We start from the raw sequence: 18,748 nt of genomic DNA on the forward strand, positions 1-18,748 counted from the left end.
ATAGAAGTGTATAAAAAAAGAGAGGTATTCTAACTCAAATTTAAGAATCTCTCTCTTTTATGTTTGGATAGTACGAATATAATTTCTAATTTCAGCACGAATAGCCCCCCTTCTTTGATTTTTCAAAAAAGGAGAGCATGTAATTTTATATTGCAGGAAGCAGCTGATCTACCGTGTATGGTATTTCACTATTTTTACGGTAATAAGCTTCTAAGGAATGAAGAAAATCGATTAAATTAAAGTCTTTAGGAACTTCAATTACGCGGATTTTTTCCTTAGGCAATCTATCTATTTTTTCAATGAACAGTTCGCGAATATCACTTGGAATATGATGTTCTTTAGGGCCATTAGATTTTAATAATTCACGAATTTTAATTTCTAATGCAGTATATGCGTTAACATTTACTCCTTGCTCAAAAGCATACTTCCTAAATAGTGTTTCTTCTTGATACTGCATATAATTACGATGGTATGCTTCTTCAGTCACAGGAACCGCATATGTAGCATGAAGAAGGTCATGCGCTTTACAGAATAACTTCTTAACATTTTGTAATGAATATATAGCGAAGTGAGTACCAAATTTAAATACCGCATCTTCTTGTTTCTCTCTCGGCACATTATGTGTAATCAGAGAATAAATACCTGTTTTAGCAGCCGTATCTAATACGCGATATTGAGAAGACTGCTTTAATAATTTGCTTAGTGTATAAACAAGGTTTTTAGGGAAACCCTCTTGTCTATCAATCATTTCACGTAATCCACGAATCACTTGGCGGATTTGACGATGACAGGAATGTTTTAAGACATTTACAAATTGGTTTATATCTTTTGTAAATTCTGCAATATTCATTTCAACTAATGATTCTTCAATGAACTTAGCTTTACGTTTATATGTAAGTCTTGGTGTAAATGGATCGCGATACTCTTCCCCTATTTCCTTATTACACAGGAAATCAGGGTGTACAGATAAATGCAGTGTTGTATACTGCTTTTTATTCTTTTTCCCTTTTTCTAATTTGCAAATTTTAAACAAAGAAGATCCAGTAGCAGTAGATTTAGTTGTTAATTCAGCCATTACAGAACGTATCTGATGTGGGTATTTCTTATGTAAGAAGCGATACATACCGCCAAAATGAGTCTGTTGTCCTTGTTCATCAAATTTGTATAGTGAACGTTTCAAAGTAGTTTCTCGTTTTTGCTGCATTGCGATATCAATAAATAGCTTTTTAGCAGCAATGGATAAATCGAAGAACTCTTTTGTAAATACAATTGGGCTGATAAACGTGTAAGGATTCGCTTTATTCGTTTCCTTGTTCATAAAATCAGTTAATGTAATTTTATATTTACCACTGTACTCATTCTCAATTTCAATGATGTTGTGTAAGCTTAGCTTTTTCAACGCAACATAGAATTGTGAATGATGAATATGTGAAAATGCTTCTTTATAGTTTTTGTAGTCCTCCCAAAGCATGTGAATGGAAACATGAGAAAGTTCACCATAGGTATTACATTTTTTATGTAGAAATAGAAATACTTCTAGATCTGCATTAGTAATACCATATAGCTTATGCTTTCTACCATTTGCTTTAGTGAAGAGATTTTTCATTTGAAGTGAAAAAGATGGTTTGGCTTTTTCAACAAACCCTTCTTCATCTGCAATTCGTTCCTCGTAAGACATTGAATTTACGATATCTTCTAGATATGTATCTTTAAAGCTATAGTATTTGCCTTCTAAAGCTTCCACTAATTTTTGCCATGCTTTAATTGTTACTAATACTGGAGTTGTTGTTTCACCATTTAAACTACGTTTGTTCTTTATAACGAAAGGTTTAGCCATCTTTTTCACCTCCTCTTATTATGAGTTTCAGTTTTTACCTAAATAGGATATAAAAATTCAATTTTGATTATATCAAATCGAATCTTGGTGAAATGTGTCTCTTTAAGAGGAAAATCAAAAATGTGAAACGCAGCCTCAGCCTTAGAGGCACAAGGGATTCAACGTTTCACAAAAAAAAACTTTTGGCCACCATAAAGCTATAAGGTATTTTGAATATGAAACGTATCTGAAATGAATGAAACAGCACATAAACCTTGATATGATAGGTTTTTTAGTACTTTTGTCTAAAAGTTGTTGCCATCATATAGCTATAACGTTTCATATTTTGAAATGACTAAATAATGTGTAGAATTCATTCATAAATGTTGTGATATAGCGTTTTCATGTTAATTTACGTCAAGGGACTATTGCCATCATATAGCTATATACGTTTCATGTTTTTTTTAGATTGTTGCCATCATAAAGCTATGGCGTTTCATGTTTGAAATCAATGTTTCATTGCGCTTGAAATGTACCTAAACCCTTGTTACATATGGATTCATAGGTTTTTTTTAAAAAAAGTTGTTGCCATCATATAGCTATAGCATTTCATTGGGATTTTTTAGTTTTTTTAAAGAATGGCTTTATATCAATGTTTAGCACTAATTTAAATAAAAAATATTTTTTTTTATATGAACAGATTTTAGTGCGTTTATGTTTCAGATTTAAAGAGTTGTTGCCACCATATAGCTATAACGTTTCAAGTTTTTAATAGTAACTGCCACAATGTAGCTATGATGTTTCATAAAAGTAAAGGTATTCGTGCCGATATATGGAATAACGTTAATTCTTGTTAAATGAAATCCAAAAATTCATTGGTATTTCTTGTTCAGAATATACTTGCCATCATAAAGCTAAAGCGTTTCAAGTTTTCAATAGTAACTGCCACAATGTAGCTAAGGGGTTTCATAAAAGTAGAGGTATTCGTGCGGATATATAGAATAACGTTAATTCTTGTTAAATGAAATCCAAAAATTCATTGGTATTTCTTGTTCAGAATATACTTGCCATCATAAAGCTAAAGCGTTTCAAGTTTTCAATAGTAACTGCCACAATGCAGCTATAATGTTTCATAAAAGTAGAGGTATCTGTGTCGAAGTATGAAATAACGTTAATGCTTGTGAAGTGGAAATCAACAGTTTATCGGTATTTTTTGTTTCGAATATACTTGCCACTATAAAGCTAAAACGTTTCAAGTTCTAAGGAGTACTTGCCACAATGTAGCTATGACGTTTCATAAAAGTAAGGGTATTTGTATCATTGTATAGAATGATACAAATAATTTTTTAGATGAAACCAGCAAATCATCGATGTTTCTTGGTAAGAAAGTAATTGTTATCATAACGCTATAATGTTTTATTTCATTTGTAAGAAAAGGGACAATTACGTTTCACTTTAAAAGTATGATTTACACTATTTAATACCAAATGGGTTTCCCGCATGGAGATTGTAGTGTAAAGTAGTAATTTTACAAATAAGTACAGTCTTATATAATACAAGTACAAGAATGTTTACTTGATAGGACAAATACTGTTCGATAAATCATTTCTCGATATAGATTATTCTGATAACGTTTCAACTTATATGCTATGTTGCCACCATATAGCTATAACGTCTCAAGTTCTATAATTTATAATTCTAATTGGTGGGAACTTAGTAAGGAGGTTTTTGAATATGGAGAAAGTATTAGTGTTGTTTAGCGATGCCCTTTTACTTGCTGCACCAATGTATGAAAAGAACACGCAGCTATGGGAAAAGTGGAATAGATATTATGAGGAAGTACAGGGAAATCATGACAAAGTAGTAACTTCAGCTAATATATCCCCTTCATTTTCAGCTCTTGTCTCTTGGTTAGGCCAGAAACAAGAACAAGGGATTTCATTATTGCATATATACGCAAATCTAGATAAATATAAAATTGAGATTCGAAATGTACTCGATAAAATAATAGAGCAAGAATTTGGAGGTACGTCTGAAGAAGTTGAAACGTCTATAATATCTAATACAACCGATGAAAAGTTAAAAGAGCATTCAATTGATCTACAAGAGGATTACTATCCTGTAAGTAATGATGCGGTATATTATCAACTACGAGATGGTATAGCCAAGAATCACTTTGAAGAAGATGAAGTAGGAGCAGTATCTGTTTTACCATTAGAAACTAAAAATACAAGCGGAGTTGCTCAGCTATCATCACACAAGGATGAAGATTTAAGGCTAGTAAACACCAATGAAGCAGAAAGATGGTCAATACTAGTCGATGGTGTTATTAGTAACATGGATGATCTTACCGCAGACTGTTTAGATACAATTACAATACAGTGGTTGAATCAAGCGAAATCTCCAGATGATTTTATTGATTTCAGCTATGAAAATGTACTAGATATGTGTAATATTCCAAAAGCATCAGCAAATGGTATAGAGTATTATCGTGCAGAAGATAAAATTAAAATTGCACAACGTATAGCTGCTTTGGCGAGTATCTTTATTTATTTAAATGACGATAATGAAGTCGTGGTTTTAAATGATCGTGCAGAAACTGGTGAGCAATTTGAAATGAAACGTGAAATAATTAAAAGACTTTTCGTTTTAGATTCTGTAGTTCTTTGGAGAGATAAAAATACCAATGATTACGTAGGTATTGAATCTTGTAGAATAAAGCCAGGTAGCTTTTTGTCGATGTATTTATACGGATCTAGTAGCACAACAGCGTTATTATCTAAAAAAGCATTGGAGTATAATAGTTATCGTCACAAATTCCATAAGCGACTCATTCGCTACTTATCTTGGCAGTGGAGAATTCGACAACAGTACAGTAATTTGAAAAGACCATATTCAATTGGTGGAGAAAAAGGACTATTATCTGTTATGGGCATTAATATAGCTAAGGGGCGTCCACACCGTATTCGTGAGCAATTAGAAAATGTATTAATAGATTTAGAAAAAGAAAAAGTTATTTCACATTGGGGATACGCTGAGGAAATTGATGAATCAAGAATTGGAGAACGAAACTGGTTTAAGAATTATTACTCAAAATTAGGAATCATCATTTTACCACCAAAAGAATTAATGGATAATATCGGGAGTTTGGCAAAGAAAAAGGTAACTGATACTCCGGATAAGCAAGAAAATAATTTGATTACAAATACGGTAGCTCATAGTGCAGTAAGTACTGAAGAGCTAATTAGAGAGAAAATTATGCACCAACATATGCATCAAAATAGGACGATGCGCGAAATAGCAGATGAGTTAGGCTTATCCCCTGCTACACTATCGAGATTCTGTAATAAGAAAATGAAACGCATCTCAAACAGTGTTAATGATAAGTTAACCAAATGGTATGAAAGACAACTGATAATCGAGTCTATGTAAGCAAAAAAGGAGGAAACCACTTTGGAAATGGTTTCCTCTTTTTTAACGGTTCCAATGTACAAAATTAGTCCATTTAACATTTGTTGGTTTGAAATAAAGTTTAATCAAAAATACCTCGCAATCCCAAGTTTTACGATAAATAAAAAGAATCCATTTTGAAAAAAGATTGATCAAAATGGATTTTTCTCCAGCAGATTTTTGTTTCGGTTTTATAAAAAAGTTTGATCATTTTCTGCCTGTATTGCTCCATAATCGCGCCCGATTGCGGAATAATGGAAAATGCAAAAATGACACCTTAGTTATTTTGCTAAAGCTATCCCGTTAATTCAACAAAAAGGGGTATCGTCCCCTCTTATCAACTTAATATGCACACCAAAATACCCTTTCAGCTATTGGGTCACTGGCCGATACCTTTATGAAATTTAACAAAATATCCGTTTCGCTTGCTCCTACATATTCATCTTCATCTACATTATAATATTGAACCACCTCAACCTTATATAAGCCATTTTCTATTTCAATCTTATATTTGGAACAATTTTGATCAGGTAATTTGTGATTTTGAAACTGAGCAGCCATTGTAAGGCAGTCATAATCCACTAAATATAGTTGATTTTCCGTTACTTCTATATACCCTATTGCTTTCCTAAAGCATTTATGAGTTATTTCTTCTGTACCTTTTCTAACCTCTACTCTCCAAGAATGTTCAATTCCTTCCTCAGTCATTTGAAAAACTAAAATATGCCCTTGCTTCATCTCGTCTCCAAAATGTTGCAAGAGATTATCTAACTCCCAATCTTCATCTACAAATGATTCGTATTTATTAGTGTTCGCTACGCCAATAAAATTCGTATCACCAAAGTCCATACAAAACCTCATTTTTCTCTTCCCCTTTGCTCGATGTTTTTTTGACATTGTATCATTTTACTTAGGATAAAATACCAGTTAATTTGAGTTAAAGCTTTCTCAATAGCTTCATCTATAATAATTTCCTTCAAATGTGTTATTCGAGAATATGGCCCTTTAGTGGAGTAACTTTATTGCTACTCAACAGTTCTTTAATCCTCCTTTCAATTCAGACATTCTTTTCACTATAAAAACACCCCTTTAGATAAACAGATCCAAAGGGGCAAAACATCGCAACTTTTTTATAAACACCGTGACTTTATTTAAAAGCGACAACATTTCTTCACTTTCTAATGTATCCTGAGCTACTTTCCATTTTGTCAGCAATCCCCCCTTCCTCTTTCTTGCCAGAATAAACAACAGGTCCAATTTCTTGAACAGAACTAATCGCCATTTGGTGTATCTATTGCTTTGTTAAGTTAGTAGCTGTATTACAGTAATATATATAATTCAATTAGAAAATCTATATTTAAATAAAAATATAATAAATTTAGTTGAATTTATTAATATTATGACTCTACATGTTAATTATAAAGATGGTGTACATATGAGATTAACAAGTGAATGTCTAGAACCTAACACTAGAGATACTGAATTTGCAATTATGTGAGTTAATAACAGAGAAGTGAACTTATAACATGACATTGACAAATCGCCTTTATCAATAGATATAAAGGGTAGAAAAAACGTAAATAAAGAAAAATGAATAGGAAGATCTCTTTATTAAATTAGTAAGTTCATATCAAACCATTTGATATGAAAAAAGCAATGATTTTTAATATTATATACACCCTTTACATGCACAGTTTACATATAAAGCTTATATATAAGCTGTGTATAAAGAAAACGTGTTAAATATGTTAATATGAAATTGATATAGGAACTACAAAACCTTTGTTTTTAAAGGTTTATATATACATCTTATAGAAAGGGCTTATAAATACAGCTTATAAATAAAGCGTATGAATACTTTGTGAAGTTTTTTTACTTAAAATGTTTGTAGTTTGATATTTTTTATAAAGGATTATTCAAAAGAATGTCAAATTAAATAATGAATTTGTAGTTTTATAGACGGTATTGTTAATTACATGAAACCTATAATTGATATATACAATATACATCGTACATATACGTCGTATATATTTATGTTTATATATCAACATTTCGGCCTAACTTAAGACTTATACGCTTTATATGTAAGTGCTGCATATAATGACTTGATATACGCTTTATAATAATGTAATATATTCGTAGGAATAATTAACCAACGTTTTAAGGGGGAGGCAACTTGAACGAGGTATTGAGCGAAAAGTATAAAGTAATTAAATTTCCTGATGAAGTTGTGAACATGTTTGCAGACATTCTTGAAGAAGACGAAATACTTTATAATGTATTTCATTACATAGGATCTGAGGTAAATAAACAATACCAAGAGACGAAATATATGAGGGGTATCTCAATAAATGAAATAGTAGGTAATGTTGTAATTGATAGGAGAGTTAAGAAATTAAAGGGAAAATCGTATTCATTAGAGGTTGAACGAACCAATATATCAAGAAGATCAGCTGAAGTAAGTGTTAGTACATTATCTTCAATGTCATTAATAACTGAAAAGATTATGCATCCTTATAAATTTTTAATCTCAACAATTAGAGGACAGCAGGTGTTAATTGAACTAGGAAGACGTAAACAAACCAATAAATAAGAAAAAGGAGAGATAAAATAATGGCGAAGAACTTTCTGAAAAACGAAGTAGCAGTAAAAATGACAATGGTTGGTTTTGGTCAAGCTGGAACTAGAATGGTAGATAAATTTGCTGAATATAAGCATACGGATGGAACATCTGTGTACAACTGTCTTGCTTTAAATAGTAACGATGGTGATTTAGCAGAATTAAAAAATGTGCCTAAAAGTAACCAAGTATCACTAAAATTAGGCGGACTAGGGAAGAATCCAGAACGTGCTGTAAAAGTACTAGAATCAAATGATGAAGCGAAAGAAAAGTTAAAAGAATTCATCACAGAGCGTGTAAGACCAACAGATGAATTGGTACTATTTTTTGCTGGATTAGGCGGTGGAACAGGTACTTCTACAATCATTAAAGCAATTGAAGAATTCTCGGCTTTTCATAATAAACCTATAATCGCTGAAGAACTTAAAAGTATGGCAATGAAAATTTCTAGAGAGGAATTAATAGCAAATCAACAAAAGTATGCAAGAATTGCATTCAATAATGCAATTGAGCGTAAAGATTTTATTAAAATGGGTATTGTTGTGACACTCCCTGTAAGAGCCGATGGGCCTGATGTACTAAGACAAGTAAATAAATTCTCTCAAGAGATTTGGAAGTTAGCAAATGAACCAGCAAAAGGTGTTGCATTCGTTGTTTTCGCGGATAACCAACATTTCTATGATGAATTTAAAGGATTAAACGAAAATGAGAAAAAAGGTATTGCTAATTCACGAGACTATGCTAATCAGCGCATTGGTGAAATCATCCATGAATTAAATACAGCTTCTAATGGCGCAGGAACATCTGTTATTTTAGATTCTCAGGACTTTAAACGTATTTTATTAGAGAAAACTGGCTGTCTAGTTATTAATAAAATTTCTCGCAATATGAATCAAATTGAAAATAGTAAAGAAATAGTAGATATGTTCTCAGAATCGTTGAAAGGAAGCTCTTTCCACCCTCCTATAGAATTAATGAAAAAGAACGATGATGGTGAGTTGGAGGCTTCTAAGGTGCATCATTTTGGAATGCTTGCAATTCTAGACGAACAAAAGAATATTGATGATTCATTTATGGATGATGCAAAAGTAGAAGTTACGAATACATTACCAATCAACGGTACGGTATTTAATGGGTATTTAATTAGTAAAAATGATTTTATGGGCAGTGTGTATACGTTCTATAAAACTGATGCATTACCGTCCCGTTTGTCTAAAGGTTTAGTTGAAGAATTCAATGAATTTAAAGAGAAGCAAAGTCAAATTCAGTTTAAAAAATCTCAAATTAGTACAATTGAAATGCAAGATCAAGACGATGATTTCAGTATTAATTTTGGTGATTACATCGATATGGGAACTAGTAATGAGGAACCATCAGCAGATGCTGAGAATGATGAAGAATTAGCTGCATTTATGGATCCAGACAAAATGTTTGGTACATCAAAATAAAAAAAAGAGGTCTGGGAATATCCCGGGCCTCTTTTTTATTCTGATGTCATAATAGATTTCATATACTCTATCATATTTTCGTTTAAATAATTCTCTATAAAAAGGTGTTTTTTTGCTAGATCTTCCTCTTTTTTAAACCAACCAACTTTTTTCACACGCTCTTCCTCAGGCTTTTCATTCCAGAGTTTTTCAGCTTGTCTTCTTAACTCTTTACGAGCTCTATGTTCAATTATTATGTTATCAAGTCTCTCTTGTCTTTGACGTTCTTTCATAGCAATTGGATCTTCAGGTTGAGGCAATGCTTTTAATACATTTTCAAATTTCTCTTGGAATTGTATTTCGATGTTTTGTAAATGTGCTTGAACTTTTTGTTCCACCAATTTTTCAATTGTCTCAGCTGCGTCTTGAAAATCAATTTGAGATAATACTTCATTAGAGTGGTTTTCAGGAGATACTGGCCTTAGTTCGAATTGATGCGGCAAAAGTTCGATTATGGCATCTAAAGACCACTTTTCATCCCTTTTCTGTTTTATGAAAAGAGCTATATTTAAATCCAATGAATTATATAGCTTTTCATTTGTATTATTGGTTCTAAGTGTCCCGTGCAATCCCTTCTCTTCTAACGTATTGAACCAATTATAAACAGTATTATGGTGTCTACCTACTAACTTAGAAAACTCTGTTATTCGCCAGGCTTTTTCAAAAGCGTCTTCGTGTAATGAGTTCTCATCATCTACCATGGTTTGTTCTGATTGATTTTCCTGCTTAATCATAATATTACCTCCTTAACAGTATGTAATTGTGCTGATAAATGACATTAACATGAAATGTGAGATTGATATGTTAAGTGTTTTTCGACGATATTAATAGGAATCCCTTCCTTATCTAGTATTAACATGAAAGATAACATTAATATGTTACATTCAAAGTGTTAACAGCACATTAACAAAGTGTGGTTTATTCCCGCTAAATGATAATGTTTTGTTAACTGGGACTTAAAATGCATCAATGTTATATAGGATTAATTAGGTAACTTTGCCCCCTATATCCTTATAAATTGTTGCTATGAGATTGACATTTTTATTCACTTAATATTAATGATAAGTAAATATAACCGATTTGTAAATAAATTATGAGGATATAGCATTGAACTTTCAAAAATAATAGGTATAAATATGATAAAAAGAGTCCATATTACTAATAATTGCAGTATGAGCCTGTTTCATTCATAACACTTGAGAGTATAGAACGGATATCTGTTTGACTAATAGAGGCAGTGTCTCTTTTTAACTGATCCCAAGACTAGTAAAGCAATTTTCGATAATAACTATTATAGGTCTCTATGAACGTTAAATTCTAATTAGATGACTGTATAGGATAGTTAATTTATTGGTTGTTAGTCGTTTGAAACACTATAAAGTACTATTCGCTTTGTTGATTAGCTTCAATGATTATTTTGTAAGTGTAAATCACAAAGAAAAAGCTTTTACTAATAGGATCTATGCGGCCTTTATTAATTGTAAATAATATTCAATCGTTGTGAACCTGGTATATTAATAGCGCTACTAATAAGGATCTACATCAATCAATGTTTTGTTAATGTCTTGTCATTGATAGAATTAAGTATGGTTGATATAAGATTAACAATTGTGTTGTTCTAAGTATTAACATGTTAATGTTTCTTGATATGTCAATCACATTTCTAGTACGTATACGGACCTGTTTCTGTAGAATGTCAATCTTATGTCAATACTTAAAACATTGTTCCTTCAATTACATACCCAAGAGTGGATTTAAAACTTCTAAAGCTTATATTACAAAGTAATTTTTCTCAAATTAAGATAGTATTCTATTGATATGAATTCACTATAATGGACAGTAATTTGCTTGATAGTCTGCATTTTTTAATAATTTTCAGCGCGGAATTTCTAGCGATTTATAAAACATGGTTCTTAACTAGTGTGGATTTTCGCATTTTAATTCTCATCCTAATAAAGTTGTAGTTTTATAGATCTGTTGTTAATGTCTTGTCTTTATTAAAACCAATGATAGTTAACATAACATTGATATTTTTTATTCTCTGAGGATTAACATGTTAATGTCTGTTGATGTGTCAATCCCATTCTCGGTATGTATTTAGATCCTACTTCGCGAAATGTTAATGTCATATCGATACTCCATGAGAAGAATATCTTTATATGAAGTACTAAATCTTCAATTATGCATCTAATGGTAAATCGGGAATCTCTAAGTTGCATGTTACAAAGTAATTCTGATATTACTTTATTAAATACAATCAGATACACTGGATGTAATTTTACTTTACAGTCTATATGTTCTATTAATCTTCCGCTCGAAATTCTCTTATCAATATATAAAGAATGTTTCTTTATATATTGAGGGTTTTTAAATGCTTTGGATTTTTGTATTTCAATTCTCATTCTAGTAAACCTATGATTTATCGATGTATTGTTAGTTTCTAGTCATCATTAATAGTAAGGGGAGTTGACATGAGGTTAACATTTTAATGCTTCCTAATGTCAACATGTTAATGTTTGTTGATATGTTAATCTCATTTCTTGTCTGTATTTCAATTCGATTTTGCAATATGTTAATCTCGTGTCAATATCCTTTAGGGGGAATTTCTTTGTATGAAGTACTAATTCTTCAATATTTATACCGATTGTACAGCTTTTTAGAGTAATAGTATCAGTATGTCCAAGATTTAAAGATTACTTACATGTATTTTGAAGTTTTTGCACCTGAACCGTTTATACTATTTGTAGGATTTTCTGCTTTTTTGTCGAATATACTTAATGCAAGGAGGGACATTACATGATTATTAAAGACTATTTCATCAATCTTTCTATTTTTTCTTTACTTGTTAGCGCAGCAATATTTATTCAAGTGTTTACGATTCATTCCAGGCGATATTTTGAAAAATTCTATGGAGGGATCATCGCAGTTACTTTGATGTTCTTTTCGTTTCCGTACATGGGATTTTCCTACGATCTCCGGGCTGTTCCTCTTATCCTTTCTTTTATTTACTTTGGTCGCATTGCTGGTTGGATTACATTAATTAGTATTATTATAATGCGCATCTTTTACATTGGTGGGTATTGGGAACCACCTGTGATGGCTTATTTCGGTATGGGTATTCTATTTACTATTTTTAAAACTTATTTCAAAAGCCTTCATCCATTTAAAAGTGCACCTCTATACTTTTCTGTTTTTGTGGGTATGAAGTGGTTAGTAGGTGTATTCTTTATTACTACAGTGCTTTACACTCCAGGATTAGTATTTATAGCTTTAGGACTTTTAATTGGTGTTTTTCTTATGGAAGCTTACCAAAGATTATATTACTTAACACAGGACTTATCTAAAACGAATCAAAAATTAAAAAAATCGAAGCAAGAACTCAAAGATACCGTACATGAGCTTCAAGGGGGTATCTTTAAATTCAAAAAAACGGATAAACATTTTATACACACTTTGTGTGATGGACAGTTTTATTATCAAAACGGAATTTATTCTGAACGGGTGGTAGGAAAAAGCTTACGTACTATTGATGCTTCTATTATTCCTCCCCATTTAGTTCCACAATTAATGAAGTATTATCTTCAGGCGTGGGAAGGGAAAGAAATTATATTTGAATTACCCTGGCCGAATGATAAAACTATTATTCTTATTGCGCTTAGACCGATTAAACGAAATGGACAAGTTATTGAAGTTGTTGGTTCTACAGTCGATATAACCGAAAGGAAAAAGGTAGAATCAGAATTAAGGGCAACTAAAGAATTACTGGAATCATTTATAAAACATAATGTAGATGCGATTACCATATCTGATCGGGAGGGACATATTTTACAAGCTAATAAAGCTTATGAAAAGATATTTGGTTGGTCATCACACGAAATCATAGGTAAAAGATTACCTTGTGTGCCTGATTTCTTAATGGATGAATCACTCGGAAATATACAGAAAATTCTAACTGGAGAATCTGTAGTTACGAGATTAGAAACAGTTAGACAACGTAACGATGGAAGCCTTCTTGATGTCAGTCTGACAGTTTCACCTATTCTAGATGTAAGGGGAAATGTGATAGCTTTATCTGCAATATGTAGGGACATTTCCGAAAGAAAACAAGCAGAAAGAGAACGGCAACGATTACATCAACAATTAAGAGATAGTGAAATGAAATATCGTGCACTAATTGAACAAGCAACTGATGCAGTATATGTTGTAGAGTTGAATGAGGATCAATTTCCAAGTCGATTTATTGAGGTAAATCCTGTTGGATGTAACAGATTTGGATATAGTAGAGAAGAGCTTCTCTCGATGCCATTTCCCAATAATGTACCACAAGATTCTCCAATTATCATACAGTTGTTAGAAAAAATTAGAGAGGGACAGACTTCTTTCACTTTGCAAGATGAACATATTTTTCCAACCGGAAAAACAATAACAACCGAGTTTAGTGTCCGTATTTTTAACTTGAATGGCAAAAAAGTTTTCTTAAGTATCTCTCGTGATATCACTGAACGGTTAAAAACAGAAGAGTTACTACGGAAATCTGAAAAACTTGCTGTTGTAGGACAATTAGCGACTGCAATGGCTCATGAAATTAATAATCCATTAACCGCAATGAAAGGGTTTATGCAATTACTAAAATCAACAGAAAATGAGAATAATCAGGGGTATATAAATATAGTATCATCAGAGATTGAGCGTATAGAAAGTATTACAAATGAATTTATGACGGTAGCTAAACCACAGGTGGTAAAGATACAACCTAATGATATTAGTGTGCTAATGGATCAAGTTTTAATGCTACTGCAACCTCAAGCAATGATGAATAATATACAAATTAGAATCGATTTTACACCTGGTATTCCATTGATTCCATGTGAGGGAAATCAATTAAAACAAGTATTTGTTAATATTTTAAAAAATGCAATTGAATCCATGCCAACGGGAGGAGGAATTTTGATTCAAATTGATAAATTTGATAATGATCAAATAAGCATTCGCTTTATAGATCAAGGGTGTGGGATTCCAAAAGAACGTATACCATATCTAGGAGAACCTTTTTACAGTATTAAGGAAGAGGGGATTGGCTTAGGATTAATGGTCTGTTATAAAATTATCGAAACACATCAAGGAAAGGTATTTATTGAGAGTGAAGTAAATAAAGGAACAACAGTTGAAGTTACTCTCCCTATTTGTACAATTCAAAAGTAATACCTTTCTTTACAGATTTTCCGAACGGGAAAGCCCATCCCCTTTAGGGGTGGGAGTGTCAATAACTGCTCTTTTTTAGTTTCCTGAATAGCTCCTACTATACTGTTCATGGTTTTGATACAAAAATTCTAAGACTCTTGCAAGTAGTCTCCTGAACTTGGATTAGATATTGCAGAATTATTGATTGAAATGCACAAGGAAGAACGTGTTGTGAGGGATCGCGCAGACGGCAAGCAGGGAAGTCAATTTTGGATTACGCTTCCCATCGTATCAGAAAAAAATAGGACGGCTGAAAGACTTTTGTAACATTTATGTTATAAAAGTGAAAGACCTTCTTGCTAACATACTACTAAACAGTATGTTACAGGAGGTTTTTTACTTTATGAAAAGAAAATATGTCTGGTTTATAGGTGGTTTGATAATTGTAATGGGGATTTTATGGTCATTGTTCCGACCAGAGAAATTATTTATTGATAAGCACGTGAATGAAGCATTGCCACAAAAAGAGGTACAATCAATTGAAGCAAAGCAACAAAGTGATCGAGTAATAAGTGAAGGACAGTTTCAAAACGGTGTCCATGAAACAACTGGAACGGCAAAAATTCATCAATTAGCAGATGGAAAACGTGTTTTAAGACTTTCTAATTTTGCAACATCTAATGGGCCGGATGTGCGAGTTGTATTAGTTCCTACGAATCGTTTGAAAAATAATGAAGACGTGAAAAACTATCCGTATATTGAATTGGGAAAATTAAAGGGAAATAAAGGAGACCAAAACTACGAAATTCCTGAAGGGGTAGATGTAAGTGTATATGGTTTAGTTTCTATTTGGTGTAAGAGATTTAATGAAAACTTTGGTGCTGTTTATTTTAAAAAATAAATATGAACATAAAAGTGAGTTTGTGTAACACAAGTATAATTCTATAGAGAAAGAAGGTAATTAATATAGATTAGAAGATTTTTCATACCAATTCCATTATGCGGAATTGGTATTTTTATTGCTCAATATTTCCAGTTTGTTACCTTACAACTGTGATTATGGAATTTCTTTTCTAAACGGACCTCCAGAACTGTTTATAAACAGTTCTGGAGGTCCGTTTCAAATTAACTTTCTTATCATAATATGAACTTATTCATCAATATACACTGGGGAGTTGAAGAATATGATTTTTTTAATTAAATCATATACGACGGCCGAATGATCACTATTCACAAGGTACATTGAAAGATAGGACTGAAAAGCGGAATTTTTTGCTATCAAATTGGTATCAGTGAATTACCTATATGCGGTGCCATTCTGACATTGGCACTTATCCAAAAATGGGGAGATTTAGGGCCTTCACTATTTTGGCTTCCATGGGGAATAGCATTTGGGCTAACGACTATCGCTTACTATCAAAGAAGGCGAGGACAGTGTAAATATTGTAGAAGGTTTTAGCATTATTACTTTTTAATAAAAGGAGTTGTTCATTCACGATGTCAAATACTGAGAAAAAAAGCGAAACCGGAATTCATACTTTTAGATGGTTATCATTATGGCCCAAATGGATTGGGTATACGGCGGTTGTTTGGTCGTTGATGTATTTGATATTAGGTCAGTATTGGGCCTTGGGAGGAAAGGGTTTTCCATTTGGAATCGGAGATCCACAATCTGAATACTCAATGCTAGCTGGTCTGAGGCCTGAAACCGGTGCACCTATAATGGTTGGATTTGGATTAATGGGAGTCATTGTAGCTGTCATGATGATTCGTGGCTGGGGCAAGGGACTTTTACGAATAGTATTACTTATGTTTGTGTATATGTTAGTAGCAATTCTATTATTTGCAGTTATTGACTACCGTGTCTTGGCGTCAGCAGCATATGGATTTATCTTTTTGATTGGAGCACCATTTGATTTTCCGCATGGAGTGAAATTTTTTGAGCAGATGATGTACTGGACGATTGTAAATCAATATATTAGTATGCTAGGAGCATTTCTATGGAGTGCAACTGCTTTAGTATATCAACGCCAAACACGAAATGCTTGTCCGTATTGTGGCCGAAATAGTAATCCCTCTAAATGGACATCACAATCCTCAGCAGCATCTTGGGGGAAATGGTGCACTTACATTGCCATTATAATTCCTATCTGTTATTCCATAACAAGATGGTGTTGGGCGATGGGCATTCCACTGGGAACTACCAAAGAACTACTTGAATCTTTTGAACGTGATTCACCTGGAATTTGGTTAATGGGTGCGTCCTTGGCTACCGTAGCTCTCGGAGGGACAATTCTTACGTTAGGGCTTATTCAGCCCTGGGGAGAAATTTATCCGCAATGGTTTCCATTTATTGCTGGTAGGCGTGTACCTCTTTCATTAGCGATTATTCCTGCTTCACTGGTTTCCATTATGGTTACTTCAGCAGGTTTGATGTACATCCAGGGGGTTATTAATAAAGGGGGTCTAGATCATAGGGGATGGGCATTGGAAGGTCCAGAGTTATTATGGCCAATTTGGGGAGTGGCTCTGTTTGGTGCTACGATTGCTTACTATTATCGGAGGCGTGGTACGTGTAAATATTGCAAACAGGTTATAAAGTGAAACTTTAATCAGTGCGGGAGCATACTGTCCTTGAACAGCAGGTTAAATACTGAGTTACAGGAAAACAAAAATCTTTTATTACCTAATTTTGAAGATAAAAAGAAAAAGCACAAACCGGATGGATAGTAATATTAAAAAAATAAACAAAAAGAGAAGAACCCACCAATGTTCTTCTCTCTTTTTATGTGTAATTAGGGTTTCCATAACTGCAGATATGGATGGTGTAAATTAATGGATGAATAATTTACTCTTAAAATTATAACAGAACAAATAAACGATTAAACTTTATTTCAAATCCACACGTATATCGTGCAGTAGATTCAGAGGCTAATACAATTGATTTTATCTAAGTAAATCAGGAGATAAACAAGCAGCCAAGCGCTTTTTTATATATTTCTAATTAACATTTTTGCACCAGATCCCACAATAGTATAGTATTTTACAAAGTTTACCCGTACTCTTCAAATTTTCAAAAACTTTGCAACAGAACCTAAAAACTTATCCGTAGATAGGTAGGTTTCTTGTTTATATTTATCTTATCTTGGAGGATATTTTTCCAGAGTAGCCCCTCATAATCAGAATCGTTTCCGTACGCCCTATTGATTTACTTCTTTTGCTACAAGGGCAGCATATGCTTCTGCACCGGCTTTCGTTAAATGTATGCCATCCGGTTCAAAGTATGCCGTATTTCCGGCACTTGCTGAATGCCAATCGACTAACACCACATTTTTGTAAGTTGATGCTGCTTCTTTTAACTTCTACGTTGTTATTGAAAGTATTAATGAAGATGATGACTTTGTTTTTGAAGATAGAAAAGTTAAGCACTCATAATGGATGATTTGTTCTTTATTATATATAAATTACAGAATGAATAATAATCTGTTAAAATTAAACAAAAAAGTATATGAGAAATTGCAGGTGAGAAACTTTGGATTTAATTCGAAAATTAACTCGTATTTATGGCTTAGGGATTTGTTGTGGGTTGTGGAGTAAAGCTGAAGTAATTCAATGGTGTGATAAATTGATTGAAGCAAGTGACAGTCCGCCATATGAAATAATTGAGATATCCTTAATGTCTAACGCAAAGATAGATGATATTAAAGGGAAGTTATTTGAGTTTAGTAGCACAGTTGATGAAGAATACACTGTTAAATTAACTCTTTCCGTCATCCATAAAAAACTAAAAAAACAAGAACTGACGATTGAAGAATCAATTAAATGTACCACCAGACTTTTAGTTAACAGGGGGTTGTATTGGGAAGCTAAATATTTTGATTTATATAGTCTGGATGATAGCTATTACTTAGCTAAAGATGGTGTTCATTTTGATTTAAGCGAGGTTATTAATACATATATTGAAACGTTAGGCGTTTACAGTAAGTATTTTAGGGGATTTGAAAAGCTGTATTTTAAAGTAATGAAAAATGAGTGGGTTAGATAACAAGAATTGAAGAAACATTATTTAGTAACAAGAAGGCTTGTCCGTAATCATATTAATAATACAATGCAAAAGCTAGGGTTAAAGGACGTTCACAAGCAGTTGTTGAACTTCTTCGTATGGGAGAACTTGAGTTATAATAGATAAAGCCG

The 18,748-nt window shown here is 32.5% G+C and carries 10 protein-coding genes and 3 pseudogenes; 9 read left to right on the forward strand and 4 right to left on the reverse strand.

What is annotated here, in order from left to right; all coding sequences use genetic code 11:
- Nucleotides 1-145 precede the first annotated feature (145 nt).
- The gene (locus tag JFU18_RS29265; RefSeq protein WP_201033476.1) at nucleotides 146-1,837 is read right to left on the reverse strand and encodes a hypothetical protein; all 1,692 of its coding nucleotides are present in this window, start codon (nucleotides 1,835-1,837) and stop codon (nucleotides 146-148) included.
- A 1,713-nt stretch (nucleotides 1,838-3,550) separates the two neighbouring features.
- Here JFU18_RS29265 and JFU18_RS29270 point away from each other — a divergent pair.
- Nucleotides 3,551-5,248: a helix-turn-helix domain-containing protein gene (locus tag JFU18_RS29270; RefSeq protein ID WP_201035035.1), complete on the forward strand. Its 1,698-nt coding sequence runs from the start codon at nucleotides 3,551-3,553 to the stop codon at nucleotides 5,246-5,248.
- 360 nt (nucleotides 5,249-5,608) lie between these two features.
- Here the strand turns inward: JFU18_RS29270 and JFU18_RS29275 are convergent, their stop codons facing one another.
- Nucleotides 5,609-6,115 carry a hypothetical protein gene (locus tag JFU18_RS29275; RefSeq protein ID WP_201033546.1) on the reverse strand — a complete coding sequence of 169 codons (507 nt, stop codon included), beginning with the start codon at nucleotides 6,113-6,115 and terminating at the stop codon, nucleotides 5,609-5,611.
- Between the two features lie 1,327 nt (nucleotides 6,116-7,442).
- Between JFU18_RS29275 and JFU18_RS29280 the strand changes: the two genes are divergently transcribed.
- Together JFU18_RS29280 and JFU18_RS29285 are read left to right on the forward strand one after the other, a co-directional pair.
- Nucleotides 7,443-7,859: a hypothetical protein gene (locus tag JFU18_RS29280; protein WP_002106934.1), complete on the forward strand. Its 417-nt coding sequence runs from the start codon at nucleotides 7,443-7,445 to the stop codon at nucleotides 7,857-7,859.
- 20 nt (nucleotides 7,860-7,879) lie between these two features.
- A complete protein-coding gene (locus JFU18_RS29285; protein ID WP_033728762.1) occupies nucleotides 7,880-9,334 on the forward strand; it encodes an FtsZ/tubulin family protein in 1,455 nt (484 codons plus the stop codon).
- Between the two features lie 35 nt (nucleotides 9,335-9,369).
- Here the strand turns inward: JFU18_RS29285 and JFU18_RS29290 are convergent, their stop codons facing one another.
- A complete protein-coding gene (locus JFU18_RS29290) occupies nucleotides 9,370-10,107 on the reverse strand; it encodes a terminase gpP N-terminus-related DNA-binding protein (RefSeq protein WP_002204183.1) in 738 nt (245 codons plus the stop codon).
- 2,062 nt (nucleotides 10,108-12,169) lie between these two features.
- On the opposite strand from JFU18_RS29290, the gene JFU18_RS29295 reads away from it, so the two are divergent.
- The 4 genes and pseudogenes from JFU18_RS29295 (at nucleotide 12,170) to JFU18_RS29305 (ending at nucleotide 17,158) form a co-directional block, all read left to right on the forward strand.
- Entirely contained in the window at nucleotides 12,170-14,575 is a 2,406-nt protein-coding gene (locus JFU18_RS29295) for a PAS domain S-box protein (protein ID WP_201035034.1), read from the forward strand.
- Nucleotides 14,576-14,731: 156 nt separating this feature from the next.
- Nucleotides 14,732-14,881: pseudogene (locus JFU18_RS30155) on the forward strand (sensor histidine kinase); the annotation flags it as partial.
- A 76-nt stretch (nucleotides 14,882-14,957) separates the two neighbouring features.
- Nucleotides 14,958-15,455 carry a DM13 domain-containing protein gene (locus JFU18_RS29300; RefSeq protein WP_201035033.1) on the forward strand — a complete coding sequence of 166 codons (498 nt, stop codon included), beginning with the start codon at nucleotides 14,958-14,960 and terminating at the stop codon, nucleotides 15,453-15,455.
- Between the two features lie 596 nt (nucleotides 15,456-16,051).
- A complete protein-coding gene (locus tag JFU18_RS29305; protein WP_201033471.1) occupies nucleotides 16,052-17,158 on the forward strand; it encodes a hypothetical protein in 1,107 nt (368 codons plus the stop codon).
- Nucleotides 17,159-17,754: 596 nt separating this feature from the next.
- Here the strand turns inward: JFU18_RS29305 and JFU18_RS29310 are convergent.
- Nucleotides 17,755-17,916: pseudogene (locus tag JFU18_RS29310) on the reverse strand (acyltransferase family protein); the annotation flags it as partial.
- A gap of 170 nt (nucleotides 17,917-18,086) precedes the next feature.
- Between JFU18_RS29310 and JFU18_RS29315 the strand changes: the two are divergent.
- Nucleotides 18,087-18,599 carry a protein kinase gene (locus tag JFU18_RS29315; protein WP_201033470.1) on the forward strand — a complete coding sequence of 171 codons (513 nt, stop codon included), beginning with the start codon at nucleotides 18,087-18,089 and terminating at the stop codon, nucleotides 18,597-18,599.
- A 36-nt stretch (nucleotides 18,600-18,635) separates the two neighbouring features.
- Nucleotides 18,636-18,736: pseudogene (locus JFU18_RS29320) on the forward strand (hypothetical protein); the annotation flags it as partial.
- Nucleotides 18,737-18,748 lie beyond the last annotated feature (12 nt).

Origin of the sequence: Bacillus sp. TH22, assembly GCF_016651015.1 — a bacterium.
Classification (GTDB): Bacteria; Bacillota; Bacilli; order Bacillales; family Bacillaceae_G; genus Bacillus_A; species Bacillus_A mycoides.

Bases quoted from the DNA above. Each gene is read 5' to 3' on its own strand.
- JFU18_RS29265 (WP_201033476.1), bottom strand. From the start codon at position 1,837: ATGGCTAAACCTTTCGTTATAAAGAACAAACGTAGTTTAAATGGTGAA.
- JFU18_RS29270 (WP_201035035.1), top strand. From the start codon at position 3,551: ATGGAGAAAGTATTAGTGTTGTTTAGCGATGCCCTTTTACTTGCTGCA.
- JFU18_RS29275 (WP_201033546.1), bottom strand. From the start codon at position 6,115: ATGGACTTTGGTGATACGAATTTTATTGGCGTAGCGAACACTAATAAA.
- JFU18_RS29285 (WP_033728762.1), top strand. From the start codon at position 7,880: ATGGCGAAGAACTTTCTGAAAAACGAAGTAGCAGTAAAAATGACAATG.
- JFU18_RS29290 (WP_002204183.1), bottom strand. From the start codon at position 10,107: ATGATTAAGCAGGAAAATCAATCAGAACAAACCATGGTAGATGATGAG.
- JFU18_RS29295 (WP_201035034.1), top strand. From the start codon at position 12,170: ATGATTATTAAAGACTATTTCATCAATCTTTCTATTTTTTCTTTACTT.
- JFU18_RS29300 (WP_201035033.1), top strand. From the start codon at position 14,958: ATGAAAAGAAAATATGTCTGGTTTATAGGTGGTTTGATAATTGTAATG.
- JFU18_RS29305 (WP_201033471.1), top strand. From the start codon at position 16,052: ATGTCAAATACTGAGAAAAAAAGCGAAACCGGAATTCATACTTTTAGA.